Origin of the sequence: Bradyrhizobium sp. KB893862 SZCCT0404, from assembly GCF_018130885.1 — a bacterium.
In the GTDB taxonomy this organism is placed as follows: domain Bacteria; phylum Pseudomonadota; class Alphaproteobacteria; order Rhizobiales; family Xanthobacteraceae; genus Bradyrhizobium; species Bradyrhizobium stylosanthis.
Window position 1 is genome coordinate 457,994 of sequence record NZ_JAFCLT010000005.1, and the last position, 24,969, is coordinate 482,962.

General features: G+C 65.7%; 19 protein-coding genes. 6 read left to right on the plus strand and 13 right to left on the minus strand.

All coding sequences use genetic code 11. The features are described from left to right. The first annotated feature begins 21 nt into the window (after positions 1-21). Complete coding sequence (locus tag JQ617_RS22800; RefSeq protein ID WP_212028221.1) at positions 22-1,515, plus strand: NAD-dependent succinate-semialdehyde dehydrogenase; 1,494 nt, start codon at positions 22-24, stop codon at positions 1,513-1,515. A gap of 156 nt (positions 1,516-1,671) precedes the next feature. Beyond that, complete coding sequence (locus tag JQ617_RS22805; RefSeq protein ID WP_212028222.1) at positions 1,672-3,237, plus strand: winged helix-turn-helix domain-containing tetratricopeptide repeat protein; 1,566 nt, start codon at positions 1,672-1,674, stop codon at positions 3,235-3,237. A 9-nt stretch (positions 3,238-3,246) separates the two neighbouring features. Here the strand turns inward: JQ617_RS22805 and JQ617_RS22810 are convergent, their stop codons facing one another. The 3 genes from JQ617_RS22810 to JQ617_RS22820 form a co-directional block, all read right to left on the minus strand. After that, positions 3,247-5,463: an SLC26A/SulP transporter family protein gene (locus tag JQ617_RS22810; RefSeq protein WP_212028309.1), complete on the minus strand. Its 2,217-nt coding sequence runs from the start codon at positions 5,461-5,463 to the stop codon at positions 3,247-3,249. Positions 5,464-5,720: 257 nt separating this feature from the next. Continuing rightward, positions 5,721-6,635 carry a phosphoribosylaminoimidazolesuccinocarboxamide synthase gene (locus JQ617_RS22815; protein ID WP_212028223.1) on the minus strand — a complete coding sequence of 305 codons (915 nt, stop codon included), beginning with the start codon at positions 6,633-6,635 and terminating at the stop codon, positions 5,721-5,723. Between the two features lie 63 nt (positions 6,636-6,698). Beyond that, positions 6,699-7,616 (minus strand): pirin family protein, encoded by a 918-nt coding sequence (locus JQ617_RS22820; RefSeq protein ID WP_145657422.1) that lies wholly within the window; start codon positions 7,614-7,616, stop codon positions 6,699-6,701. Between the two features lie 65 nt (positions 7,617-7,681). On the opposite strand from JQ617_RS22820, the gene JQ617_RS22825 reads away from it, so the two are divergent. The 3 genes from JQ617_RS22825 to JQ617_RS22835 all read left to right on the plus strand — a co-directional run bounded on the left by JQ617_RS22825 (position 7,682) and on the right by JQ617_RS22835 (position 10,942). Beyond that, complete coding sequence (locus JQ617_RS22825; RefSeq protein WP_212028224.1) at positions 7,682-8,248, plus strand: GNAT family N-acetyltransferase; 567 nt, start codon at positions 7,682-7,684, stop codon at positions 8,246-8,248. Positions 8,249-8,305: 57 nt separating this feature from the next. Further along, positions 8,306-9,367 carry a helix-turn-helix domain-containing protein gene (locus tag JQ617_RS22830; protein WP_212028225.1) on the plus strand — a complete coding sequence of 354 codons (1,062 nt, stop codon included), beginning with the start codon at positions 8,306-8,308 and terminating at the stop codon, positions 9,365-9,367. 147 nt (positions 9,368-9,514) lie between these two features. Continuing rightward, positions 9,515-10,942: a serine hydrolase domain-containing protein gene (locus JQ617_RS22835; RefSeq protein WP_212028226.1), complete on the plus strand. Its 1,428-nt coding sequence runs from the start codon at positions 9,515-9,517 to the stop codon at positions 10,940-10,942. 196 nt (positions 10,943-11,138) lie between these two features. Here the strand turns inward: JQ617_RS22835 and JQ617_RS22840 are convergent, their stop codons facing one another. Then, complete coding sequence (locus tag JQ617_RS22840) at positions 11,139-12,506, minus strand: MmgE/PrpD family protein (RefSeq protein ID WP_212028227.1); 1,368 nt, start codon at positions 12,504-12,506, stop codon at positions 11,139-11,141. Positions 12,507-12,625: 119 nt separating this feature from the next. On the opposite strand from JQ617_RS22840, the gene JQ617_RS22845 reads away from it, so the two are divergent. Next, complete coding sequence (locus tag JQ617_RS22845; protein ID WP_212028228.1) at positions 12,626-13,741, plus strand: FUSC family protein; 1,116 nt, start codon at positions 12,626-12,628, stop codon at positions 13,739-13,741. A gap of 245 nt (positions 13,742-13,986) precedes the next feature. On the opposite strand, the gene JQ617_RS22850 is transcribed toward JQ617_RS22845, so the two are convergent. The 9 genes from JQ617_RS22850 to JQ617_RS22890 form a co-directional block, all read right to left on the minus strand. After that, the gene (locus JQ617_RS22850) at positions 13,987-15,306 is read right to left on the minus strand and encodes an SMI1/KNR4 family protein (RefSeq protein WP_212028229.1); all 1,320 of its coding nucleotides are present in this window, start codon (positions 15,304-15,306) and stop codon (positions 13,987-13,989) included. A 107-nt stretch (positions 15,307-15,413) separates the two neighbouring features. Then, positions 15,414-16,064 carry a 2-hydroxychromene-2-carboxylate isomerase gene (locus JQ617_RS22855; RefSeq protein ID WP_212028230.1) on the minus strand — a complete coding sequence of 217 codons (651 nt, stop codon included), beginning with the start codon at positions 16,062-16,064 and terminating at the stop codon, positions 15,414-15,416. After that, entirely contained in the window at positions 16,061-16,549 is a 489-nt protein-coding gene (locus tag JQ617_RS22860; protein WP_212028231.1) for a DUF2867 domain-containing protein, read from the minus strand. Before JQ617_RS22860 ends, JQ617_RS22855 begins: the two co-directional genes overlap by 4 nt. Then, positions 16,546-17,940, minus strand: coding sequence for an MATE family efflux transporter (locus JQ617_RS22865; protein WP_212028232.1), 1,395 nt, complete (start codon positions 17,938-17,940; stop codon positions 16,546-16,548). The genes JQ617_RS22860 and JQ617_RS22865 overlap by 4 nt, the downstream gene beginning before the upstream one ends. Positions 17,941-18,561: 621 nt before the next feature. Next, on the minus strand, positions 18,562-19,857 hold the full coding sequence (murA, locus tag JQ617_RS22870; protein ID WP_212028233.1) for a UDP-N-acetylglucosamine 1-carboxyvinyltransferase: 1,296 nt from the start codon (positions 19,855-19,857) through the stop codon (positions 18,562-18,564). 219 nt (positions 19,858-20,076) lie between these two features. Then, complete coding sequence (yidI, locus tag JQ617_RS22875; protein WP_212028234.1) at positions 20,077-20,544, minus strand: inner membrane protein YidI; 468 nt, start codon at positions 20,542-20,544, stop codon at positions 20,077-20,079. Between the two features lie 104 nt (positions 20,545-20,648). Beyond that, positions 20,649-21,287, minus strand: coding sequence for a phospholipid scramblase-related protein (locus JQ617_RS22880; RefSeq protein ID WP_145657403.1), 639 nt, complete (start codon positions 21,285-21,287; stop codon positions 20,649-20,651). A gap of 275 nt (positions 21,288-21,562) precedes the next feature. Next, a complete protein-coding gene (gene gyrB / locus JQ617_RS22885) occupies positions 21,563-23,998 on the minus strand; it encodes a DNA topoisomerase (ATP-hydrolyzing) subunit B (RefSeq protein WP_063685894.1) in 2,436 nt (811 codons plus the stop codon). A 274-nt stretch (positions 23,999-24,272) separates the two neighbouring features. Next, positions 24,273-24,968, minus strand: coding sequence for a hypothetical protein (locus tag JQ617_RS22890; RefSeq protein ID WP_212028235.1), 696 nt, complete (start codon positions 24,966-24,968; stop codon positions 24,273-24,275). Position 24,969 lies beyond the last annotated feature (1 nt).

Here is a 24,969-nt window from a genome sequence, read left to right on the forward strand (position 1 = left end):
GATCGCCCCTGGGAGAACGCCATGACCCCGACTGCCGCCGCCCGCGCCCCGCAAGCCACCGCCACCCTGCGCGACCGGCTGAAGGACCCCTCGCTGCTGAAGGAAGCCTGCTACATCGATGGCGCCTGGGTCGGCGCGCCGGTTTTCGCCGTCAACAATCCCGCCACCGGCATCGAGCTTGCCAAAGTGCCGCAGCTTGGCGCGGCCGAGACGACCAAAGCGGTCGAAGCCGCCGAGCGCGCGTTCCCGGCCTGGGCCAAGCACACCGCCAAGCAGCGCTCCAACATGCTGCGCAAATGGTTCGAGCTGATCACGGCCAACCGCGAGGACCTCGCGCTGATCCTCACCTCCGAGCAGGGCAAGCCGCTCTCCGAGGCGCTCGGCGAGGTCGACATCGGCGCCGCCTATATCGAGTTCTTCGCCGAGGAAGCCCGCCGCGTCTATGGTGAGACCATTCCGACCCAGCGCGCCGATGCGCGCCTGCTCGCGATCAAGCAGCCGATCGGCGTCTGCGGCGCGATCACGCCGTGGAATTTCCCGAACTCGATGATCACCCGCAAGGTCTCGCCGGCGCTGGCCGCCGGCTGCACCGTGGTGCTCAAGCCCGCCAACGAGACGCCGCTGTCGGCGCTGGCACTGGCCGCGCTCGCCGAGAAGGCCGGCATTCCCAAGGGCGTGCTCAACATCGTCACCGGCGATGCGCCGCCGATCGGCAAGGTGCTGTGCGAGCATCCCGCGGTGCGCTTCGTCGGCTTCACCGGCTCGACCGCCGTCGGCAAGATCCTCTACCAGCAGGCCTCGGTCGGCGTGAAACGGCTCGGCCTCGAGCTCGGCGGCAACGCGCCGTTCGTGGTGTTCGACGATGCCGACATCGATGCCGCCGTCGAAGGCGCGATCGTCTCGAAATACCGCAACATGGGCCAGACCTGCGTCTGCGCCAACCGCATCTACGCCCAGGACAAGATCTACGACGAGTTCGTGCAGAAGCTGTCGAAGAAGGTCGCGGCGATGAAGATCGGCGACGGCACCGAGAGCGGCGTGACGCAGGGCCCGCTGATCAACATGAAGGCGATCGACAAGGTCGAGCGCCACATCGCCGACGCGGTCAAGCGCGGCGCCAAGATCGTCACCGGCGGCAAGCGCAGCGAGCTCGGCCGCTCCTTCTTCGAGCCGACGGTGCTCGCCGACGTCAAGGCGGACTCGCTGGTGTCGCAGGAGGAAACCTTCGGCCCGCTCGCGCCGGTGATCCGCTTCAAGGACGAGGCCGACGTCATCGCGATGTGCAACGCCTCGCCGTTCGGTCTCGCCTCGTACTTCTATTCCCGCGATCTCGGCCGCGTCTGGCGCGTCGCCGAAGCGCTGGAGTCGGGCATGGTCGGCGTCAACACCGGTCTGATCACCACGGAAGTCGCACCCTTCGGCGGCGTCAAGGAGAGCGGCCTCGGTCGCGAGGGCTCCCGTCACGGCATGGAAGAATATGTCGAGATCAAATACGTGATGATGGCGGGGGTGTAGGGCGCGATTTCATACGCTGCGAGCTCGAGCACGGGATGCCGTGACGCAGCAAGGCGCGCATGATGGGCGGCTTACATTTTCCTCGCCGGAGGCCTATTCTTTTCGCGTCGGAACCGCGCTTAGACGGCCTCGAAGGGCAACCGGGGGAAATGTCCATTGCGCTATTTGTTCGAGCACTACGTGTTCGACACCGAGCGGCGCGAGTTGAGCCGCGGCGCTGACGTGCTGCCCACAACGCCTCAGGTTTTCGATCTGCTCGATTACCTGATCCGCAACCGCGAACGCGTCGTCAGCAAGGACGACCTCGTCAAGGCTGTCTGGAATGGACGCGTCGTATCCGATGCGGCGCTGACCACGCGCCTGAACGCAGCCCGAAGCCTGATCGGCGACACCGGCGACGAACAGCGCCTCATCAAGACATTGCCACGCAGGGGCTTCCGCTTCGTCGGCGTGGTTCGCGAGGTAACCGAGCCTCCGGGCTCGGCGGCGATCTCAAGCCGCGATATTGACCTCAAGGAAACCACGCTCCCGCTTCCCGACAAGCCCTCAATCGCCGTCTTGCCGTTCGAGAACATGAGCGGTGATCCCGAGCAGGAGTATTTTGCCGACGGAATGGTGGAGGAGATCATCACGGCCCTCTCACGGTTCAAGACCGTGTTCGTGATCGCGCGAAATTCGAGTTTCACCTTCAAGGGCCGAGCTGTGGACATCAAGGAGGTCGGGCGCAGGCTTGGCGTGCGCTATGTGCTCGAGGGTTCCGTGCGCAAGGCCTCCGGAAAAATTCGCATCGCGGGGCAATTGATCGACGTCGCCACCGGAGCACATATGTGGGCGGATAGATTCGAGCGCGATCTGACGGACATCTTCGCTCTCCAGGACGAAATCACGGTCGCCGTGATCTCCGCCATTCAGCCAAAGCTGCTCCAGACAGAAATTTCAATGGCGACGCGGCGGCGACCCGAGAATCTCACCGCATATGATTATTACCTCCGGGCCGTGCGCGCGTTCTACGCGATGAACGGCGAAGGGTTCGCCGAGGCGATAAGGCTGGCTCATCGTGCCTTGGAACTCGACCCTCAATTCGGCGCGGTTGCCTGCCTGGCTGGTAACTGTCACGCACTCAAAGTTGCCTTTGGTTTCGCCGCCGACCCTCGATTCGAGCGCCAGGAAGCAATCCGGCTTGCCCGGTTGGCATTGAGCGTCGATGACAATGACGCGGACGTCCTGGCATGGGTCAGCTTCATTCTGGCGGTCATGGTCGGCGCTGGTGAAGCCGAGATCGAAATGGCGGACCGGGCGGTCGCGCTCAACCCGAATGCATTCCACACCTTGAGTTGCCGAGGTCATGTCTACAGGATGGCGGGGTTGCACGCGGAAGCAATTCGAAGCTTCGAACGTGCCTTGCGCATGAGCCCGGTAGACCCGGTGCTGCACGTGGTATTTACCGGGATGTCGATGGCCCTGATTGAGCTGGGCCGCTTTGACGAGGCGGTCGAGGCGGGAAAGAAGGCCCGGCGCCAGAATCCTTCCTATGCCTCGGCTTACCGCTGCCTTGCGTCCGCATACGCCCATCTCGGATGCGATCCGGAGGCATTCGAGGCGGCGGCGCATCTGCTTGAAACCGATCCCTCATTCACGATATCCGCGTGGTTGGCCCGCACCGCGCAATCGAACGCGAAGCTTCTGACCGAGGGCCTTCGGAAGGCGGGGTTGCCTGAATAGGCTTCCGGCCTACCGCCGCAGCACCGCGATCGTCCGGTTCGCGAACGTCAGCCGCTCCGCCATTACCGACACGAAATAGGTCAGCAGCTTGTGGCTGAGCACGGGATCTTCTTCCTTGATCTCATCGAACTGATGCGTGTTGAGCACGTAGAGCACGCTGTCGACCTCGGCCTGGATCGTGGCGCTGCGCGGGGCCTGTGACACCAGGCCCATCTCGCCGATCGTGGTGTAGCGCCCGAGGCTGCGCACGCGCGTGGTGCGGTCGTCGTCGGCGGGCACCATGATGCCGACGCGCCCGTCGAGGATGAAATGCATGGAATCGGCGGGATCGCCGGCCCGCACGATGATCTCGCCGGCCGTAACCTCGATGCGCTGGCAGCGCCGGATCAGCTCGTCGGCGTCGCTCTCGCTCTCGAGGAGGCGCGCGAACCAGTCGCGCAAGGAGGCCTCCTCCTGCGCCAGGTCCTGATGCTGGGAGATGATCTCGTTCTCGCACCATTCCAGCGCGTGATCGAGCTCGGGGATGATGGTGACGCCCTCGCCGATGAAGTCGCTGGAGCGCAGCACCTTCTCGGCGGCGGCCGACAGGTGCACCAGGATCAGCTCGACGCCGAGGTCGCGCGCGCTGCGCTTGATCTGGGCAAAGCTGTAGGCGGCCGAGGAATCGACGCCGGTGACGAGCTTGAAGTCGAACAGCAGATAGCGGCATTCGGGGCGCTCCTGCAGCAGCCGCTTGACGTGCTGGTAGAGCCGGTTGGCCGAGCCGAAGAACAGATAGCTCTGCAGATTGAGGCCCTGGATCTTGCCGCCATGGGCCAGCAGCACCTCCTGGTCGTCACGCGAGCGATCGAGCGAGGAGCGGTATTCCGAGCCGTCGAAGCTGTATTTGATCGACTCGACCCTTGCGGCGCTGAACGCGAACGTGGCGCAGCCGATGATCACGCCGATCAGGATGCCCGGCACGAAACCCCAGACCACGATGATTGCGATGATGGCGATCAGCGAGAGATATTCGAGCTTCGACAGCCGCTTGCGCGATTCGATGATCCATTTGTGCAGCTGGTCGGCGCCGAGATAGAGCAGCAGGCCGCCGAGCACGAATTTCGGGATGAAGCCGAGCAGATCCGGCGCCACCGCCAGCATCAGCAGCGACATCGCCGCGACCGTGAGACCGGACAGGCGCCCGCGGCCGCCGCTGCTGAAATTGAGGATCGAGCGGCTGATCGAGACGCAGCCGGCATAGCCGCCGAGCACGCCGGTCAGCATGTTGGCGGCGCCGGTGACGTTCAGCTCGCGCTCGAGATTGGCCTCGCGGTGCACGGCGACCTCGATGCCGGTGGTGTTGAACAGCGTGCTCGAGGCGGTGACGAAGATCACGGCGACGAGGTTGCCGAGCAGGTCGGGCACGGCGAACCAGGGATAATGAATGAGAGCGTCGGCGTGCCATGGCACCATGAAGGCGGCCTGCGGCGGCGGCTGGAAGGTCCAGCCCAGCGCGCGGGCCTCACCGAGGGGGACGCCCGTGACCCAGAACGCCAGATGCGCCGTGAGCACGCCGGCGACCAGGATGATCGGCAGTCCGAACGGGCTGCGCGAGCGATGCCAGGTGAGATACAGCACCAGCGCCATGGCGCATGCGGCGCCGAGCTCCAGCAATGTGGTGGTGTTGGTGAAGCGCAGCAGCGTCGTGAACTGCACGGGATGATCGGTGATGACGCGGATCGCACCCATCACGATCAGGAGTCCGGTGGCGCCGAGGAAGCCGCCGACCACGGGGTAGGGCACATAGCGGATGGCGCGGCCCATCCGCGTCAGCCCCAGCCCGCACAGCACCATTCCGGTCAGCACCGTCGACAGGCCGAGCGTGATCAGCACCGGCGAGAGCAGCGGCGTCGAGAGGTTGGCCGCCTCGATCCGTTCGACCAGCGAGGCCGCCAGAATGCCCGTGACGGCGGCGGTCGAGCTGTCGGGGGCGGCGACCGCGAAGGGGAGCGAGCTGCCAAGTGCGACGATGGCCGCAAGCACGGCGGAGCTGACGAAAGTCGCCGTGATCCCGTAGGACAGATAGGGCGAGAGCGGGCCGGCGAAGATCAGCAGCGCGTAGGACAGCCCGAACGTGACGGTCAGGACGCTCGCGGCGCTGCCGCCCAATATGTCATTCAGCGCACGCTTCAGAGATGGATTGGCTCGGGGAGCCGGGCTCAAGATAATTGCTGGATCGGTCACGCGGATGCGCTCGCCCCTGAAAATCTCGTCCGAGACGTAGACGAACACGGGCTTAGCGCAAAGGGATTCTTGGACCTATGAAATATCCGACAGTTTTTGCGGCGGCCCGGTGAGGGTGCCGTGTGAATGCTCGATCATATGGTTGAGGGAAAAGTCGTGATGCGCGCCGCGGTGAATGCTGGCGCCAAGGTAGCTCGATGTCGTCCCGGCCTAGTGCGCAATTGCGCACGGGGGCCGGGAGGACAACGAGAGCCGCCCTAGATCTTCAGCTCTTGCCCCGTCACCCGCCGATATGCCTCCAGATACCGCTTGCTGGTCGCATCCACCACGCTCGCCGGCAGCGGCGGGGGTGGGGCGTCTCCATTCCAGCGGCCGGCGCGGCGCTCGACGTCGAGATAGTCGCGTAAGGGTTGCTTGTCGAAGCTCGCCTGCGGCTGGCCGGGCTTGTAGGCATCGACTGCCCAGAAGCGCGACGAATCCGGCGTCATCACCTCGTCGATCAGGATGATGCGGCCGTCCTTGTCGCGGCCGAATTCGAACTTGGTGTCCGCGATGATGATGCCCTGCTCGCGCGCCAGCTCCTCGCCGAGCGTGTAGACCGCGCGCGTCATGCTCTCGAGCGTGTAGGCGACGTCGTCGCCGACGACCTCGCGCATCTTCGCGATGGTGATGTTCTCGTCATGGCCGGTCTCGGCCTTGGTCGCCGGGCTGAAGATCGACGGCTCCAGCTTCTCGCTCTCGACGAGACCCGCCTTCAGCTTCTCGCCGGCGAGCGTGCCCGAGGCGGCATATTCCTTCCAGGCCGAGCCCGAGAGATAGCCGCGGATCACGCATTCGATCGGAAACACGGTGGTGCGGCGCGACAGCATGGCGCGGCCGAGGATCTCGGCGCGGTGCGGCTTCAACGCCGGCACGGCCGCGATGATCTCGTCGGTGTCGGCGCTGATCATGTGATGCGGCACCACGCCTTCCAGCCTGTTGAACCAGAACGCGCTGATCTGCGTGAGCACCGCGCCCTTCATCGGAATGGTCTCGCCCATCACGACGTCGAAGGCGCTGATGCGGTCGGTGGTAAGCAGCAGCAGGCGGTCGTCGTCGACGGCGTAGATATCGCGCACCTTGCCGCGCCCGATCTTGGTCAGGGGCAGGTCGCTGGAGAGCATGGCTGTCATCGGCAGATCTTTCGGGCAGAGAATCCGGCCGCGCCAGATGGTGCGGCCGGAGACCGGATTAGCCTATTCCGGCAGCGGAATGAACTCATGTTCCTGCGGAACCGCGGCGAAGCGGCCGGTTTTCCAGTCCTGCTTGGCCTGCTCGATCCGCTCCTTGCTGGAGGAGACGAAATTCCACCAGACGTGGCGCGGCCCCTCCAGCGCATCGCCGCCGAGAAACATCATCCGCGTCGCCTTCAGCGCCTTCACGGTGATGCGGTCACCCGGGCGGAAGATCAGCAGTCGCGGCGCCTCATAGCGCTCGTTTGCGATCTCGACTTCGCCGTCCACGATGTAGATCGCGCGCTCCTCATGATCGGGGTCGAGCGGCACGCTTGCGCCGGCGGCGGCCGTGACTTCGGTGTAGAACCAGGGCGAGACCATCGTCACAGGCGATTTGATGCCGAACGACGAGCCCGCGATCACCCGCGCGGTGAAATCGCGTTCGGAGATCATCGGCAGATCGCCCGCGCCGTAGTGCTGGAACGAGGGATCGATCTCCTCGGAGCCGGCCGGCAGCGCGATCCAGCTCTGCAGGCCTAGCATCTTCTGGCCCGAGGCGCGCTGCGCATCCGGCGTGCGCTCGGAATGGGCGATGCCGCGCCCGGCCGTCATGAGATTCATTGCGCCGGGCGCGATTTCCTGGACGTTGCCCTCGCTGTCGCGGTGCATGATCGAGCCGTCGAACAGATAAGTGACGGTGGCGAGCCCGATATGCGGATGCGGCCGCACGTCCATGCCCTTGCCGGAGACGAACTGCACGGGCCCGAAATGATCGAAGAAGATGAAGGGGCCGACCATCTGCCGCTTGCCATGCGGCAGCGCGCGCCGCACCTGAAATCCGTCGCCGAGGTCGCGCGTGCGCGGCACGATGACGAGATCGAGCGCATCGCAGGACATGGGATCGCCGAGCACGGGATCGTTGGAAGGTTGCCAGCTCATGGTGAACTCCTGTTTTCTTGCTGGTATGATCGTAGCAGAACAATGCTGAAAACGGGAGACGCGTGATGATTCCGCCGCTCAAGCCCGGCGCCGTGCTGCTTCAGGCCTCGGGTCCCCAAATCGAGACAGAACGCCTTGTTCTGCGGCCATGGCGCGCGAGCGATATCGCTCCGAATGCGGCGATGCTGAGCGATCCCGGCACGGCGCGCTTCATCGCCGCGGACGGCAAGCCGGTCACCACCGCAATTGCCGGCTGGCGTAACGCGGCCGTGATATCCGGGCATTGGGCGCTCTACGGCTTCGGCATGTTCGTGGTCGAGGAAAAGGCGAGCGGCAAATATGCCGGGCGCGTGGGTCCATGGTGTCCGCCGGGCTGGCCCGCCTTCGAAGTGGGCTGGGGCATCGCCCCGGAATTTCGCGGCCGGGGTTATGCGGTCGAAGCCGCCCGGGCGTCGATCGACTGGTCGTTCGACAGTTTTGAGATCGACGAGATCATGCATTGCATCGAGAGCGCGAACGCACCGTCGCAAGCCGTGGCGCGCAGCCTGGGCGCGCGGAAGGATCGGGAGATCGATCTGTTCGGCAAGCCTGCGGATGCCTGGATCACCACGCGCGCCGATTGGCGGCGGTGAAATTGAATCGCTGTCCGATCTGACCTAAGTTCGCGGCATGGACAACCGGACCGGCGGATGCTGCTGACCAATCTCGAGCTCGCGTTTCGCGCTGCCAGCGTCGCACTGCTGCTGGTGCTGGCGGCGTCGCTGTTACATGATTTTCGCAATGTGCTGGCCGCCCGCCTCGGTGCGGCCTTCGCACTGAGCACGATCGCGCATACGGTGAGCTATTCGCTGGATGTCACGTCGCGGATCCCGCTGTGGCGTGCCCCGCTGATCGCATTGTCGACCGGCACCATCGTGGTGTTCTGGCTGTTCACACGCTCCCTGTTCGACGATGAGTTTCGCCTCCGCTGGTGGCACGGAGGGGTTTGGGCGCTGGTGATGGCCTTCAGCTTCGCAGGCTGTGTCTGGATCGCACCCAGCGGCCATATGCGGCTCTCGGTGACGCTGATCAATCTGATCGTGCTGGGTTTCATCGCCCTTGCGGTCGGACAGATGATCGCCTCCTGGCCGGCCGACCTGGTCGAGCGCCGCCGCCGCGTTCGTGTCTTCATCGTCTGCGCCATCGCGCTCTATGGCGGGCTGAATGCGGTGCTCCAGATCGCCGTCGCCGGCCAGCACGTCGGCGCCGTCGCCGAAACCATCAATGCCGGCGTGCTCGCCTGCACTGTCGCGGCGATCGTCTATGCCATGATGCGCGTTGATGGCGCAGGTCTGTTTCAGGCCGCGGCGGAGCCTGCGCCGCCGACTATTTTCAGTCAGCCCGCGGCCGATGATTCCGCCGATCAAAAGCTCGTCGACGCCCTGATGCGCCTGATGGCGGACGAGCGGATCTACCGCCAGGAGAACATCACCATCGGCGTATTGGCCACCCGGCTGAAACTTCCCGAATACCGGCTGCGCCGGCTGATCAACCAGCGGCTCGGCTATCGCAATTTCAATGTGTTCCTGAACAACCACCGGATCGAGGAAGCCAAGGCCGCGCTCGCCGATCCCACGCAAGCCGAGGTTCCCGTCATCACCATCGCGATGGACGCCGGCTTCCAGTCGCTCGGTCCCTTCAACCGCGCCTTCAAGGCGGTGACCGGGGTGACGCCGACGGAGTACCGGCGGCTCAAGGCCGATCCGGTCTAGATTTCCATATCATTGGAATCGTTTATGAATTTCGAAATCGACTAGCCCCGATCAGTTTCGACGAGGCCGATTTCCAAATCCGGCGAGCGCGTATCGCCCGCATCCGGCTCGCTCTCCGGCACACACCCCGCAGCCGGAGAAAAGCCGGTGACCCGTCGCCGTAAGATCCTCCTTGTCACCACCGCCATCGCCTGTGCCGCCCTCGCGTTCGGCATGGCGCGGGCCCGCGACGTGCCCAGGGTTGCGACTGGATTCATCGCCCACACGCTCTGTTCGGAGGTGTTCGTCTCCGGCCTCGATCCCGTGCGCGACCTCGCCGAGACCATCGACGCGATGCCGGGCGCGGGGCTGCTCACCCGGGCGATGGATTTTCAAGTCGATCGCACGCACAAGGATGTCACGGTGTCCCTGTTCGGGATCGGCCGCAGCCATGCCGTCTATCGTGAAGGACTTGGTTGCGCGCTCGAGCACGGCCAGGGGGTCGCCGCCGTTGCGTTGCCGCCTGACGATAAGCAGCCCACGTTGCTCCCCGAGATCGCCGGTCCGAAGATCGTGGCCCCGCAAAGCGAGGTCCTGGCAGCCGCGCTCGACCGCGCCTTCGCCGAGCCCGCGCAGCCGCCCTATCGCCGCACCCGCGCCATCGTCGTCATGAAGGACGGCCGCGTCATTGCCGAGCGCTATGCCGACGGCATCGGACCGGAGACGCAACTGCTCGGCTTCTCCATGACGAAGTCGGTGATGTCTGCATTGCTGGGCATTCTCGTGCGCCAGGGTAAATTGACGCTCGACGGGCCCGCGCCCGTCGCAGCCTGGCAAAATCCGGATGATCCGCGCCATGCGATCACTGTCGACCAGTTGCTGCGTCACACCGCGGGCCTTGCGCTCGGCAGCTCGCTGCAGGCCTCGCTCGGCTCCGTGCTCGAGCCGGTCAACACCATGAAATACGCCGAGGACGATATGGCGAGCTTTGCCGAGCGCGCGCCGCTTGCGACCGCGCCGGGCACGGTGTGGAATTATCACGACGGCAACTTCGTCATCCTCGCGCATCTGCTCCGCGATGCCGCCGGCGGCAAGCCCGCTGACGCGCTCCGCTTTGCGCGCCGCGAATTGTTCGCGCCGCTCGGCATGAACAACGTCACGCTTCAGCTCGACGCTGCAGGCACGATCGAGGGCTCCGGCGAGATGCTCGCATCCGCACTCGACTGGGCGCGCTTCGGCCAGCTCTACCTCAACGAGGGCGTTGTCGGCGGCAAGCGCATCCTGCCCGAAGGTTGGGTGAACTATTCGGCGACGGCGACGCCCAATGCATGGGTCGGCATCGGCGCCGGCTTCTGGACCAACCAGGGCGACAGTTTTGGCGCGAAGTTTCGCGTCCATCACGGCTGGCCGCGCGATGCCTTTTTCGCCAAGGGCACGATCGGGCAATACACCATCGTGATCCCGTCGGAGAAACTGGTGATCGTGCGGTTGGGCCGCTCGCCGAACACCCCGCCGGAAGCGGACGGCGTGTTCGAATTGGTGCGCGACGTGGTGGCCGCGACACGAGAGAAGGGGAAAATGGCGGGTGCGGATTGAGAGGAGCGGAGCGCTGCTCTTTCTTCTCCTCTTGCGGGAGAAGGTGGCGCGAAGCGCCGGATGAGGGGTATCTGTCCGCGAACCCAACTCTGTGAAGGTGTCCGCGGAGAGAGACCCCTCTCCGACTCGCCGCTACGCGGCGAGCCACCCTCTCCGGCAAGGGGAGAGGGTGCACCGTCTGCGCCGCGAGAATTTGCTACCTCCCCAATTCCGTCGCCTTCGTCACGCGATCGAACCGCTCCAGCGTCATGATTGCATCCGCGAATTTCTCCGCGCGCGCGTTCAGCACCGGACGCGCCAGCGTCAAGAACTTCTGCTGCATCGCCTGCGCGTCGGGGAACGAGGTCGCCTCTCCGGAGGGATCGGCATAGAGCCGCTCATGTACGCCGTCGTCGGTGGTGATGCTGACGCGGGCGCCGAACGGATGGGTGCGGCCGACCTCGAGCCGGTCGTCCTGCACCACGTCGAACTTGTCGGCGAGCGCGTCGATGGCGGCATCGCCAAGGCGGTTGTAATCGTCCCAGCCGAACGAGCCCTGATCGAGCGCGAGCGCGCCGGTGAAGAACATCGAGAACTGGCCGCCGACGATCGACGTCGGATGCCGCTTGGTCGCGGCATCGCCGGTCAGCGTGATGCCGTTGCGGTGCAGGCCGATCTCGACGCGCTTGACCTGGTCCGGCGTCAGATTGTGCTCGCGCCGCATCGCGATCAGCGCGTCGATCGCGGCATGAGTGTAGCGGCAGCTCGGATACGGCTTCACGCCGATCTTCATGGTCTCGTAGGTGTTGCCGAGGCCGGCGACCGCCTTGTCGGGATGCGCATCGTCGGTGTAGCCGGCGAGCAGGCCGTGCTTGCCCTCGACCGATTCCGTCGCGCCGACGAAATCGTTGCGTGCCAGCGTTGCGGCGATCACGCCGTTCATCGCGGCGGCGCCGACCTGGTAGCGCTTGTTCCAGGCGCCGTTCACCAGGAATTGCAGCGAGCCCGCGGCCTGGCTGCCGGAGACGCCGAACGCGGCGACGAGCTGCGTCTCGGACAGGCCGAACAGCTTGCCCGCGGCCGCCGCCGCGCCGTAGGTGCCGGCGGTCGCGGTCGGATGGAAGCCGCGCGCATAATGCGAGGTCGGGTCGAGCGCATTGCCGAGCCGGCAGCACACCTCATAGCCCGCGACGATCGCGGTCAGCACGTCGCGGCCCGAGGCGCCCACCATCTCGCCGACCGCGAAGGCGGCCGGAACCACCGGCGCGCTCGGATGCAGCGAGGAATCGGCGTGGGTGTCGTCGAAGTCGAGGGAATGGCCGAGCGCGCCGTTGAGCAGCGCCGCCACCGCCGGGGTCCAGGTCTTGGTGTCGCCGAACACGGTGGACTCGCCCTTGGTGTCGAGCGCCAGCGCCTCCAGCATCTTCAGCATCGACGGGGTGGATTCCGCCTCGCGCCGCGCCCGGATGGCGCTGCCGAGGAAGTCCAGCGTCAGCACCTTGGCGCGCTCCAGCACCTCCGCCGGAATATCCTGGTATTTCAGATTGAAGACATAGGCGGCGAGCGTTGCGGTTTCGTGGGCCATCGTGTTTCCTCGTTTTGGCGCGCAAGTTAGGCGGGCTGATTTGGCCTTTCAAGCGGCCTTGCGGCCGCGGGCATCAGCCATGCTTTTGGTGATTTGGGATCGGACCGGGACAGTCGAGCATGGCATTCGCAGGGAAGGTGTTCGAGCGGGTCCGGGCGCGGCGCACGCAGTTGGGCCTCGCGATCCGGGTCACGGTCGCCGCGACCGCGGCCTATGCCATCGCCACCGCGCTGCATCTCTTGCTGCCGCTCTGGGCGGTGCTGACCTCGCTGATCGTGACCCAGTTGAGCGTCGGCCGCTCGTTGAAGGCGACGCGCGACTACGTGCTCGGCACCATCGGCGGCGCCATCTATGGCGGCGCCATCGCGGTCCTGATCCCTTATTCCACCGAGGTGGGCCTGTTGGCGCTGCTGGTGCTGGCGGTCGCGCCGCTCGCCTTCGTGGCCGCGATCAACCCGAGCCTCAACGCGGCGACGGTGACCGCGATCATCGTGCTGCTGGTCCCGACCATGCATCACTCCGATCCCATGGCCTCGGCGATCGACCGTGTCAGCGAAGTGGGCGTCGGCGCCATCACCGGCTTGCTGGTCTCGTTCCTGGTGCTGCCCTCGCGCGCGGTGCGGCAGATCCGGGCCGCCGCGGCACAATTGCTCGAGCTGATCGCCGATGCCTTCACCGAGCTGCTCGCGGGCCTGACGCGCGGCCGCGACAACGACGCGCTGCACCGGATCCAGGACGGTATCGGCACGGCCATGGTGGGCATGAATGCCATCGGTGCCGAGGCCGAGCGCGAGCGCGCGGTGCGGCTGTCGAGCGGGCCCGACACCGGGCCGTTGCTGCGCACCGTGCTGCGGCTGCGCCACGACGTCGTGATGATCGGCCGCGCCACCGTGGTGCCGCTGCCGGCCGAGGTGCAGACGCGGCTCGCAGGCCCGCTCACGGAGGTCTCGACCGTGATCGCGCGCTTCCTGCGCTCGGCAGCCAGCGCGCTGCGCGAAGGCGCCGGCGCGCCGCCGATCCATCCCGTCCACGTCGCGCTCCAGCACTACGCCGAGGCGGTCGCGTCGGTCCGCCAGGACGGCCTGATCCGCGGCCAGCCCGGCGACACCGCCGAACGCTTCTTCGCGCTCGGCTTCTCGCTGGAGCAGATGCACCAGAATCTCTGCGATCTCGACCGCGTCGTCGGCGAATGGTCGGAAGCCGCAAGCGACAAGTCGGTGCGCGTGGCGGAGTGAACCGGGCTGAAGCGTTGTGAATTGAAACCGAACCGCGTTCGACCGGCAGCGACGCTCTCTCCGTTCCCTCCCCCCTTGCGGGGGAGGGGCAGGGAGGGGGGTACCACGCGGGGACTCTCTCCGTCGCGCAGTCATCCTCGATGCTTCAACCGGCACCTTTTGCTGGGCTACCCCCCTCCCTAGCCCTCCCCCGCAAGGGGGGAGGGAACACACCTTCTTCGGAGGATCAGCCGCGCCTCATTCCATCAAGCGCTTAGATCGAAGAACGCGAGCTGCGTCGAATCGCGCTGCGCGATGCCATCCGTCAGCGCCTTCAGCGCGATTTCAAAACTCGGCTGCTCCTGCTCCAGCTCCCATGCGCCGTCATGGTCCCACTGGAAGCATTGGCCATAGCGCTCGCCGGGCTCGACATGGAGCAGCAGGCAGCGGCTGAGTTGCGAGGGCTCGGCGACCGGCACCAGATGCTTCAGCGACACGCCGTACTCCTTTCGGAAATAGGCGCAGGCCTCTTCGAGCTCGTCCTCGGAATGGGCGATGAAGTCGAGCACATTGCGCTGCTGGGTGGCGAGCTCGCCAGGTGCATAGAAGCGCAGCTCGGAGGAGGATTCCGGCAGCCGCACCAGCAGCTCGGCCTCGCCGCGCTTCAGCAGGAAATTGCGATAGTCTTGGGGCAGCCGGACACCGAGCGCCTCTTCGGCGGCGCTGACATCGGCCTTGCTGGCGGGCGTGCCGCGCTTCCAGCGCCAACCTTTGGCGGATTTTGTCGCCTTGCGCCGTGCTTCATATTCGGCATAGCCGGGGAGCGCCATGATGTCCTCGTAGCCGCCGAACCGCGACCATTGATAGGCATCGTCGAAGGCTTCCTCCTGCCGCTCGGGAAAATAGCCGCAGAGCAGCTCGGCGCGCTTGATGATGCGCTCCTGGTCCGGTGCGACCTTGCACAGATGCTCGATCGTCTTCAGCGCGGCGTCGGGATTGCCGGCCTCGAGCTGGGCGTCGCTCAGCAATTCCAGAATGCGTCCTTCGAGATCGCCTTCGTAGATGGACCACGCATAATGCGGCTGTCCGGCGGCGCGCCGTGCAAGCAGCGTGTCGCGCGCCTGCTCGGCGAGGCGCACTGTCCGTGCCGCGTCGTCCTCGGCAGAGGAGCTGCGACGCGCCGCATGCCAGAGATAGAGCGGCTCATGCTCCGCCGCCGTGCCCCTGAGCGCCTCGAGCTGCCGTGCCTGCTCGTCCATCGGCGCGGCGAGCGCCAGGATCATCAGCTCGTCCAGGCCCTTCTGCCAGTCCGGCTTGGCTTGTGGATCGGGCGGCAGGTCGCGCAGCGTGTAATCGGTGTGGCCGGTCTCGACATAGCCGGCCGCGACGAGATCGGCGACGTGACGGCGAAACGCCGAGGCCGCGTCGGCGATGCCGGAAAATGTCTTGCGCAGGAATTCGTTCGAATCGGGATCGCCCTTCCAGTTCATGTGGACGCCGATCACCATGGGGTCGCGACCCGGGATCAGCATCAGCTCGCGATCGTCGTCGCCGGGCGGACGGTGGAAGAATTTTGCCAGATGCATGCGACCTCCGAAGGCGCCGCCGGCATCGGGGCACCACGTTTCAGTCGTGCGCCTGGAGATATCGGTTCACGTCGGCGGGCTAAAGCGCTTTCGAGCGAAGCAGGGCTTTACCGCCTCGCCAGCCCTTTCGCCGCCATGCGCCAGACCAGGAGGTCGATGCGGTCCTGGCCGAAGAACGGCTCGGTCTCGAACACGAAGGTCGGCACGCCCCAATGGCCCGACGCGGCGTGGTCCTTCTCGTTCTCCGCGATCACCTGCTCGTAGCGATCGGGATCGGCAGTGATCGCGGCGTCCATGGCGGCAAGATCAAAGCCGGCCTTCCCGGCGGCTTGCGCGAGATGGTCGCCCTCGTTCCAGCCCGCGACCGAACCGTCCCACAGCACGCGCGCGATCGCGTCGGTGAATGCGAGTGAGCGTCCCTCGAGTTGCGCCATGGCGCCGAGCCGGGTCAGGCGATGGATATAGGGCTGCTCGGCCGCGACGTCGAACGTCGTCTTGTCCTGCACGATCGGATCGGGCCTCGGAAAGCGGAATGGAATGCCTTCGTGCTGCGCCACGCGCGTGCTGTCGAGCACGACGTAGCGGATGAAGTTCGGGCTGGCCTTCTTGAAAAAGCCGGGCACGCGGACCGCGAGCGGATAGACCGGACGCAGATTGACCGCGAGGTCATACTCCGCGACGAGCTTCAATGTCTTGGGCAGCGCCAGATAGCTGAAGGGGCTGCGGTAGGAGTAGAAGAGGTCGACGGACAGCGTCATCGCACCGGCTCCGCGATCCCCCCGATCATGCTGCGCGCCACGACCTTGTGGAACGGCGTGATGATCAAGAGGTAGGTTCGACCGAGAAGATTGTTGGTCTTCACCAGCGTGGTCAATGTGACCTCGCGGCTCGGTGCATCCCCGGCCACGTCCACGACAATGCGAAAATCGAGGTGATAATCATTGAAGCCGGCGATCAGCCGCTCCGGCGTCTCGCTCAACACTGGAAACAGCCCGATCAGGCCGCCGGGCGCGGGCGCGCCTTCACCCGATTTCTTCAGGCCGAATGGCGTGACGAGAATGTTGCGCAGGCGCACCAGCGCACTGATCCAGCCCGGCTCGTTCAAGACCATCCGCGTGCAGGCCTCGCGGGCGTTGACCGCCGCTGCACCGATGTCGACGCGAAACGCGTCGATGAACTGCGCGCCGGCCAGCACCGCGCCGGCGTCGACATTGGGGGCGATTTCGCGAACCTGTCCGGTCATCCCGCCAGTCTGCGCGCCAGCATCCGGAAGCGCAAGACCAGAAGGCCGGCATAGACGAACGAGCCGACCGAGAATCCGATCCAGACGCCGACCGCGCCGAGATGGGCGTTGAAAGCCAATAGCCACGCGACGGGAAAGGCGACGCACCAATAGCCGATTGCCGCGAACACCAGCGTCATCCTGGTGTCGTTGATGCCGCGCAGCGCGCCGCCCATGATGGTCTGGAGGCCGTCGGCGATGAAGAAGGTGGCGCCGACCAGCAGCAATGTCGCGGTCAGCTCGACCGTTGCCGCGCTGGCCTCGCCGCTGCCGAAAAACAACCGGCCGAGCTGGTAGCGGCCGAGGACGATGGCGACGGTCAGGGTCGAGACGAAGGCGACCCCGAGCGCGGCCGCGACCAGGCCCGCGCGCCTTAAGCCGATCATGTCGCCGCGGCCGAAGGCATGGCCGACGCGCACCGTCGCCGCCATGCCGATGCCCAGCGGCACCATGAACAGCACGGCGGTGACCTGCAGCGCGATCTGGTGCGCGGCGAGCGCCGTGGTCGAGATCAATCCCATCAGCAGCGCGGCCGAGGAGAACAGGCCATATTCCAGCAGCAGCGAAAACGAGATCGGCGCGCCGACCGCGACGAGCTGGCGCATCAGGGGCCAATCGATCCGCCAGAGATGGGCGAGCGGACGATAGTCGGAAAACGGCTTGCGCAGCCCTGCGATGGCGAGCGCGGCGAGAAAGGTGCCGAGATTGACCAGCGTGGTCCCAAGCCCCGCGCCGAACAGGCCGAGCTCCGGCAGGCCGAACAGGCCGTGGATCAGCGCATAGACCAGCACGGCGTTGATCGGGATCGCGGCGACCGTGATCCACAGCGGCGCCTGCGGCCGGTTCACCGCGCTCATCATGCTGCGCAGCGCGATGAAGCCGAGCGCCGGCGCGATGCCCCAGGCGAGACCGTTGAGATAGCGCTGCGCCAGCGCAGCCGATTGCGGCGCCTGGCCGAGCGCGAGCAGGATCTGCTCGCCATAGAGCGGCGAGGCCATCATCGGCAGCGAGATCAGCAGCGCGACCCACAGTCCGACGCGCAGGGAACGGCGGATACGCCGGACATCGCCGGCGCCGAACGCCTGCGCGGCCAGTGGCGATACCGCGGACATCAAGCCAAGCCCGAAGGTGAAGCTGACGAAATACACCGTATGCGCCAGCGCCGCCGCGGCGACCGCGCTCTCGCCGAGATGGCCGATCATCGCGAGATCGGTCGTGATCATCGCGATCTGCCCGAGCTGCGTCAGCATCATCGGCACGGCCAGCCGCAGCGTCTCGACGAACTCTTCGGCGAGAAGCCCCCGTGGCACGCCGGCTTGCGGCTGCGAATGTTGTTGGACGGTGTCGAGCATGGCGGGGTGCATAGCACGGCCGAGCGACGAAAACATGGCCTGTGCTCTCTGACCCTCTCCCCTTGCGGGAGAGGGTGGATCGCCGCGTAGCGGCGAGACGGGTGAGGGGTTCTCTACCCGCGAACTCATCTTGGAGTTCGAGCACGCGGAGAGAACCCCTCATCCGGCGCCATCGCCGAAGCTCCGCTTCGGCGTCCTTTAGAACGGCGGCCGTAGGCCGCCTATGCCACCTTCTCCCGCAAGGGGAGAAGGGAGAGGAAAGCTTCAACTGCGTCCGGGCTTTGAAACCAATTTCAAGAAAATATGGCCTGCGCTCTGTGCGCTCGCTCGATATCGTAGGGTGGGCAAAGGCGCGCTAGCGCCGTGCCCACGGTCTGAAAATGGTGGGCACGCTGCGCTTTGCCCACCCTACGATGCCGTGCTCTCGTGTCCCGGACGCGGTGCAGCGCCAAAAAGCGCGTTTACGCGCGTCTTCGACACGCTATGGCGCTGCTCCGCAGGGCCGGGACCCGGTAGCTACGCTCGGAGCTTTCGGCAGCATGGGCCCCGGTTCAGCGGCGCATCACTTGCGTGCTGCGCCGCGTCCGGGGCACGAGACCGTTTCCATATTGGAGCCGGAGATCAGCCCTTCCGCTCCGGCACGCGCTTGATCTTCGCGCCCAGCGCGTTCAGCCGTTCCTCGATGCGCTCGTAGCCGCGCTCGATCTGGTCGGCGTTGTTGATGGTGGAGGTGCCTTCGGCGCAGACCGCCGCGAGCAGCATCGCCATGCCGGCGCGGATGTCGGGCGAGGTCATGGTCGCGCCGTGCAGCCGGCTCGGACCTGCGATGATGGCGCGATGAGGATCGCAGAGAACGATACGCGCGCCCATCGCGATCAGCTTGTCGACGAAGAACATCCGGGACTCGAACATCTTCTCGAACATCAGGATCACGCCCTCGCATTGCGTGGCCGTGACGATCGCGATCGACATCAGGTCGGCCGGGAAGGCGGGCCAGGGCTGGTCTTCCAGCTTCGGCACGTGGCCGCCGAAATCGTCCTGGATCTTCAAGGTCTGGTTGGAGGGCACGATGAGATCGTCACCCTCGACCCGGCAGACGATGCCGAGACGCTCGAAGCCCATGCGGATCGAGCGCAGATGCTCGACGCCGGCGCGCGTGATGCGCAAGGGCGAGCGCGTCACGGCGGCAAGGCCGATCAGCGAGCCGACCTCGATATGGTCGGGCTGGATCCGGTAGGTCGCGCCGCCGAGCGTCGCGGGACCATGGATGATCATGGTGTTGGTGCCGATGCCCTCGATCTTCGCACCGAGCGCGACCAGGAAATTGGCGAGGTCCTGCACATGCGGCTCGGAGGCGGCGTTGCGCAAATAGGTGACGCCGTCGGCGGCGACCGCCGCGACCAGCGCGTTCTCGGTCGCGGTGACGCTGGGCTCGTCCAGGAACACGTCGGCGCCGGCGAGCTTGGCAGCGCGGAATTCGAGCCGGTCGGTCGCGGTGACCTTCGCGCCCAATTGTTCGAGCGCCAGCACATGGGTGTCGAGCCGCCGCCGGCCGATGACGTCGCCGCCGGGCGGCGGCAGCATCACTTCGCCGCAGCGGGCGAGCAGGGGGCCGGCGAGCAGGATCGAGGCGCGGATGCGCACGCACAGCTCGGGGTCGAGGTCGGCCGCGCTGATGCTCTTGGCGTGGATATGGAGCGTGTTGCGGGCGGTCCATTCCGCCGCGGCGCCGACGGAGCGGATCAGCTCGACTAGCGTCTCGGTGTCGCGAATCCGCGGCACGTTCTCCAGCGTCACCGGATGCTCGGTGAGCAGGGCGGCGGCGATGATCGGCAGCGCCGAATTCTTGTTGCCGGACGGCTCGATCGAGCCCGAGAGCCGGTGACCGCCCTCGACGATGTACTGGATGGGCGCCAAATGGATTCTCGCTGTCCTGATGGGGTGGGGCGGGGCCTGTTTCGGGCGGAAACTATAGGGAATTGCGCGCGGTAGCAATTGCGCTGGCCGGGTACGAGGACCGGCTTCGCACCGCCGGGAGAACCATGAAAGGCCCGGCTCTCGCCTGCGGCCATCCTTCGAGGCGCCCGCTTTCAGCGGACTCCTCAGGATGAGGACGGGGGCTTGTGGCCAGCGGCCCTAGAGCAGGCCGACGATATTGCCGACCACGTAGAGGATTGCGATCAGGATCAGCGCGCCGATCATGACGAAGGAGATTTCGATCGCGATGGCGCCGGTGCCGAGCAGGGCGGCGACACCGGCCAGGAGCCGCTCCTCCCTAGAGATCAGCGAGAGCACCGAGAGCAGGATGGCGAGCAGGCCGAGCGAGATCGCGGTGGCGGACGCGGCTTCGCTCCAGCTTCGGCCTGCGGATTTTTCGATCTTCGGCGCCTGGTACTCGACGCCCTTCACCCGCGCCATCACGCGGTCCTTGATGCGATGCCCGGTGTCGACGATGACCTGATCCGCCGGCGGCGGCGGAAATACCATCGGCACGACCCAGTGCGGCAGCACGGCCGCCATCAGTGCCAGCACGCCGACGATGCTGCCGATGATCCCGAGACGGCGGGATGGCACGGCGGAACTGGTCGTTGCAGAGGCGGTCATGGCGTGACACTCCCCGGCCGGAATTGGCCTTGCGGGGTCATGCCGTTTCGTCGCGATGGCGACTGGCGAGGTTCAGGGGACGTCTGATGTTGCCGCGAGGCGCTTCAATTGCGCAGCCAATTGATCGCGCCGCCCTCGCCTTTGACTTCGAAGAACATGAGATCGATGTAGATCGCAGCTGCGAGAACCAGCGCTCGCTCATCTTCGGTCAGGCCGGGTTCCAAATATTCCACGAGAAAACTGTCGCGGTCTGTAAACAGTTCAGAGCCGAGGCCAGACCATTTTTTCGCGACGCGCGCGCGCTCTTGCGCTCCGCGCATGAACGGAAACGTCCACACGCGCCAAAATGGCGAACTGACCTCAAGCACCACTCTCCCCTGCGCATCGATCACATGGAAGCTCTTGGTGAGAATCGAAAACTGACGCTCGATGGTTCCGATGAGGCGGCCGTCGCGCGAATGCAGCTCCAGGCACTGAAAGAACCAGCGGAAGGGATGAACCCCGCGCATGACCGGCTGCCGGGTGTTGTCGAAGAAATGGATCTCGAAAGAGCGCCAATGCCCAAATGCCTGGCGCCACAGGAAACCGAGAAGTCCCTTTTGCTGTTCAGCCGCATAGAGCAGATCGCGACCGTTCTCATCGCGGATGCGGTATTTGTTGCGGGTCTCGAAGCCGAACAGCTCGGCCAGTTCGAAGGCCTGCTGAACGTACATTTGGCGCTGGCCAGCTAAAGTCGACAACATGCGTTCGGACCTCTCCCGGTGCCGGCTACGCCATTTTGTCGCGATGGCAGGTGGGGAGGTTCAGGGGGAGGTGTTGCCTTGAAGGCGGTGCGCCCCCTCCCCCGCTTGCGGGGGAGGGCAGGGGAGAGGGTGCTTCCGCAGTGGGATTGCCGAAATATGCGGAGGACATCCCCTAGAGGAGAAAGCCCCCACCCGCGCCTTCGGCGCGACCTCCCCCGCAAGCGGGAGAGGTTGCAGCGAGTGCTTGGCGATGGCGCGCCCAAATCCAGCCGATCTCAGATATCGATCGTCGCGCTGAGCGAATGTTCCTGGATGAAGTCGCGACGCGGCTCGACCACGTCGCCCATCAGCTTGGTGAAGATGTCATCGGCCTCGTCGACCTCCTTGACCTTCACCTGCAGCAGCGAGCGCACCTCGGTGTCGAGCGTGGTCTCCCACAGCTGCTCCGGGTTCATCTCGCCGAGGCCTTTGTAGCGCTGCAGCGTGATGCCCTTGCGGCCGGAATCGGTGACCGCCTCGAACAGGTCGGACGGACCGTGCACCACGTGCTCAGAGTCCTTGCGCCGCAGCTTGCCGGAGCGGGCGTAGACGTCCTGGAGCTTGGATGCGTACTCGTCGAGCTTGCGGGCTTCGGCCGAGCCGAGCAGCGCGTCGTCGATGATGGCGGCTTCCTTGACGCCACGCACGGTGCGCTCGAACAGGAAACCCTGGCCCTCGACGAACTGGCCGACCCAGCCGCGCTCGACCTCCTCGGCCTGGCTGTCCAGCCGGGTCGCGATGTACTGCGCGGCGGCCGTGGCGTTCTCGGGGTTGCCGTAAACCGACTTGTTCAGCACGCCGGTGATCGCGGCCTGCTCGACCACCTTGCGGTTATAGCGGCTGTGCAGATTGCGCAGGATGCTGCGGACCACGCGGGCATCGTCCACCAGCGCGCGCAGGTCGCGCCCCGAGCGGTCGCCGCCGTTGCCGGGGATGTAGACGCAGTCGTCGAGACCGGCGTCGATCAGATAATCTTCCAGCGCCCGCTCGTCCTTCAGGTACTGCTCGGACTTGCCTCTGCTGACCTTATAGAGCGGCGGCTGGGCGATATAGAGATAGCCGCCGTCGATGATGTCGCGCATCTGCCGGTAGAAGAAGGTGAGCAGCAGCGTGCGGATGTGGGCGCCGTCGACGTCGGCGTCCGTCATCACGATGATCTTGTGATAACGCAGCTTGTCGACCGAGAACTCATCGCTGATGCCGGTGCCGAGCGCGGTGATCAGCGTGCCGATCTGCTCGGACGACAGCATCTTGTCCGGGCGGACGCGCTCGACGTTGAGGATCTTGCCGCGCAGCGGCAGCACGGCCTGGAATTCGCGGTTGCGGCCCTGCTTGGCGCTGCCGCCTGCCGAGTCACCCTCGACGATGAAGAGTTCTGACTTGGCCGGATCCTTTTCCTGGCAGTCGGCGAGCTTGCCGGGCAGCGAGGAGACCGAGAGCGGGCTCTTGCGCGTCAGCTCGCGTGCCTTTCGGGCGGCTTCGCGGGCGGCGGCGGCCTGGATCACCTTGCCGACGATCATCTTGGCTTCGCTCGGGTGCTCCTCGAACCAGGCCTGGAGCGCCTCGTTGAGGACGTTCTCGACCACGGGACGCACTTCCGAGGACACCAGCTTGTCCTTGGTCTGCGACGAAAACTTCGGGTCCGGCACCTTCACCGACAGCACGGCCGTCAGGCCTTCGCGGCAATCGTCGCCGGTCAGCGCGATCTTTTCCTTCTTCGCGTTGGCCTCGGCGTAGCCGTTGACCTGGCGCGTCAGCGCGCCGCGGAAGCCGGCGAGATGGGTGCCGCCGTCACGCTGCGGGATGTTGTTGGTGAAGCACAGCACGTTCTCGTGGTAGCTGTCGTTCCACCACAGAGCGGCCTCGACGCCGATGCCGTTGGCTTCCGATCGCACCATGATCGGCGCGGGCACCAGCGCCTTCTTGTTGCGGTCGAGATATTTGACGAACTCCTCGACGCCGCCGGAATAGTGCATCTCCTCGCGCTTCTCGACCGCATGGCGCATGTCGGAGAGGATGATGTTGACGCCGGAATTGAGGAAGGCGAGCTCGCGCAGGCGATGCTCGAGCGTGGCGAAATCATATTCGACGTTCTTGAACGTCTCGGTCGAGGCGAGGAACGTCACCTCGGTGCCGCGCCGGCCCGGCGCGTCGCCGACCACCTTCAGCGGTGCGACCGCATCGCCATGGGCGAACTCGATGTAGTGCTCCTTGTCGTCGCGCCAGATGCGCAAGCCGAGCTTGCTCGACAGCGCGTTGACGACGGAGACGCCGACGCCGTGCAGACCGCCGGAAACCTTGTAGGAGTTCTGGTCGAACTTACCGCCGGCGTGGAGTTGGGTCATGATGACCTCGGCCGCCGAGATGCCTTCGCCCTTGTGGATGTCGACGGGAATGCCGCGGCCGTCGTCGCGCACGGTGACGGAATTGTCGGCGTTGAGCACGACATCGACGCGCGTGGCGTGGCCCGCCAGCGCTTCGTCGATCGCGTTGTCGACGACCTCGTACACCATGTGGTGCAGGCCCGAGCCGTCGTCGGTGTCGCCGATATACATGCCGGGGCGCTTGCGGACGGCATCGAGACCCTTGAGCACGCGGATCGATTCCGCACCGTATTCGCTCGGATTGGAGGGCTCGTTTTCGGCAGCGGGCTGCCGAGCAGGTTCTGTCATGAGAGGCCTTCGAAATGTCGCCCGAATCAACGGCGCAAAAGGCGCTGATTTGCGAGCTATTTGTGCCACGAAAGAGGGCTTGCGCCTAGCGCAAAGTATCTCCCAGCAACCCTTTGACTAAATGGGGTTTTTGGGCCGGTTTTCAAGGCGTCCGGAGGCCGATTTCGGGCCCTGCAAAAAGGCCGATTCGAGAGGCAGTTTCGCCTCCTCGAAGGCGTGGATTTTGCGGGGTGCGGAGGGCTGTTCCGGAGTGCCCGGAAACAGGGCGCCGGGCTCAGTAGATCTGGTCCGATTTCCTGTCGTCGTCATCGAACCTGAGCGACCAGGTCTCGCCTGCGGCCACGGTGATGGTGTCGGAGCGCAGCCGATGGCCGGACACCTGCAGCGCATAGGGATATGTGCCGGGCGGCAGATCCAGCATCTGCGGGTGATTGACGCCGCCTGCGATCTCGATGGTTTGATCGTTGATCGTCAGCGAGGCCACATCAGGCACAAGATAGCCGAAGATCAGCCGCGCCTGTCCTGGCATCGGCAGGAAGTTGGCCTTGGCCGCGGCCTCGGTATTCCGCTGCACCAGCTCGATCGTGGTCTCGCCCTTGGCGCGGCCAAGCTTCAGCGTGCCCGGCCCCTTTGGGGAGGCGAAGGTGAGCCGAGCGCGATCGGCGGCGACCATCGCGCCCTCAGGCTGTTCCTGCCACCCGCGCTTTCCGAGCTCTGCGCGGTAGAAGGCGAGTACGTCGCTGAGCTCTGCGGGCACCTGGGCTTTGACTTCGAGCCGGAGCGGGACTTCGATGCCGTCCACCTTGGTGGTGCCGAAATTTCCGTGGCTGGATCGCTTCGGCACCGGCATGTCGGCGTGGGGGTCTGCTGCGGTCAGCGGCTCCTGCGAGCAGCTTGCAAGAAGCAAGAGGCCGCACGCCAACAGCCGCCATCGCGCCGGGACCTTCGTCCCGAGCCTTGCCGTCGTCATA

What these genes read in the sequence shown, in the direction of transcription:
- JQ617_RS22800 (WP_212028221.1), top strand. Translation starts at nt 22, where the DNA reads ATGACCCCGACTGCCGCCGCCCGCGCCCCGCAAGCCACCGCCACCCTG.
- JQ617_RS22815 (WP_212028223.1), bottom strand. Translation starts at nt 6,635, where the DNA reads ATGACAGCCATGCTCTCCAGCGACCTGCCCCTGACCAAGATCGGGCGC.
- JQ617_RS22820 (WP_145657422.1), bottom strand. Translation starts at nt 7,616, where the DNA reads ATGAGCTGGCAACCTTCCAACGATCCCGTGCTCGGCGATCCCATGTCC.
- JQ617_RS22825 (WP_212028224.1), top strand. Translation starts at nt 7,682, where the DNA reads ATGATTCCGCCGCTCAAGCCCGGCGCCGTGCTGCTTCAGGCCTCGGGT.
- JQ617_RS22830 (WP_212028225.1), top strand. Translation starts at nt 8,306, where the DNA reads ATGCTGCTGACCAATCTCGAGCTCGCGTTTCGCGCTGCCAGCGTCGCA.
- JQ617_RS22840 (WP_212028227.1), bottom strand. Translation starts at nt 12,506, where the DNA reads ATGGCCCACGAAACCGCAACGCTCGCCGCCTATGTCTTCAATCTGAAA.
- JQ617_RS22845 (WP_212028228.1), top strand. Translation starts at nt 12,626, where the DNA reads ATGGCATTCGCAGGGAAGGTGTTCGAGCGGGTCCGGGCGCGGCGCACG.
- JQ617_RS22850 (WP_212028229.1), bottom strand. Translation starts at nt 15,306, where the DNA reads ATGCATCTGGCAAAATTCTTCCACCGTCCGCCCGGCGACGACGATCGC.
- JQ617_RS22855 (WP_212028230.1), bottom strand. Translation starts at nt 16,064, where the DNA reads ATGACGCTGTCCGTCGACCTCTTCTACTCCTACCGCAGCCCCTTCAGC.
- JQ617_RS22860 (WP_212028231.1), bottom strand. Translation starts at nt 16,549, where the DNA reads ATGACCGGACAGGTTCGCGAAATCGCCCCCAATGTCGACGCCGGCGCG.
- JQ617_RS22865 (WP_212028232.1), bottom strand. Translation starts at nt 17,940, where the DNA reads ATGCTCGACACCGTCCAACAACATTCGCAGCCGCAAGCCGGCGTGCCA.
- yidI (WP_212028234.1), bottom strand. Translation starts at nt 20,544, where the DNA reads ATGACCGCCTCTGCAACGACCAGTTCCGCCGTGCCATCCCGCCGTCTC.
- JQ617_RS22880 (WP_145657403.1), bottom strand. Translation starts at nt 21,287, where the DNA reads ATGTTGTCGACTTTAGCTGGCCAGCGCCAAATGTACGTTCAGCAGGCC.
- gyrB (WP_063685894.1), bottom strand. Translation starts at nt 23,998, where the DNA reads ATGACAGAACCTGCTCGGCAGCCCGCTGCCGAAAACGAGCCCTCCAAT.
- JQ617_RS22890 (WP_212028235.1), bottom strand. Translation starts at nt 24,968, where the DNA reads ATGACGACGGCAAGGCTCGGGACGAAGGTCCCGGCGCGATGGCGGCTG.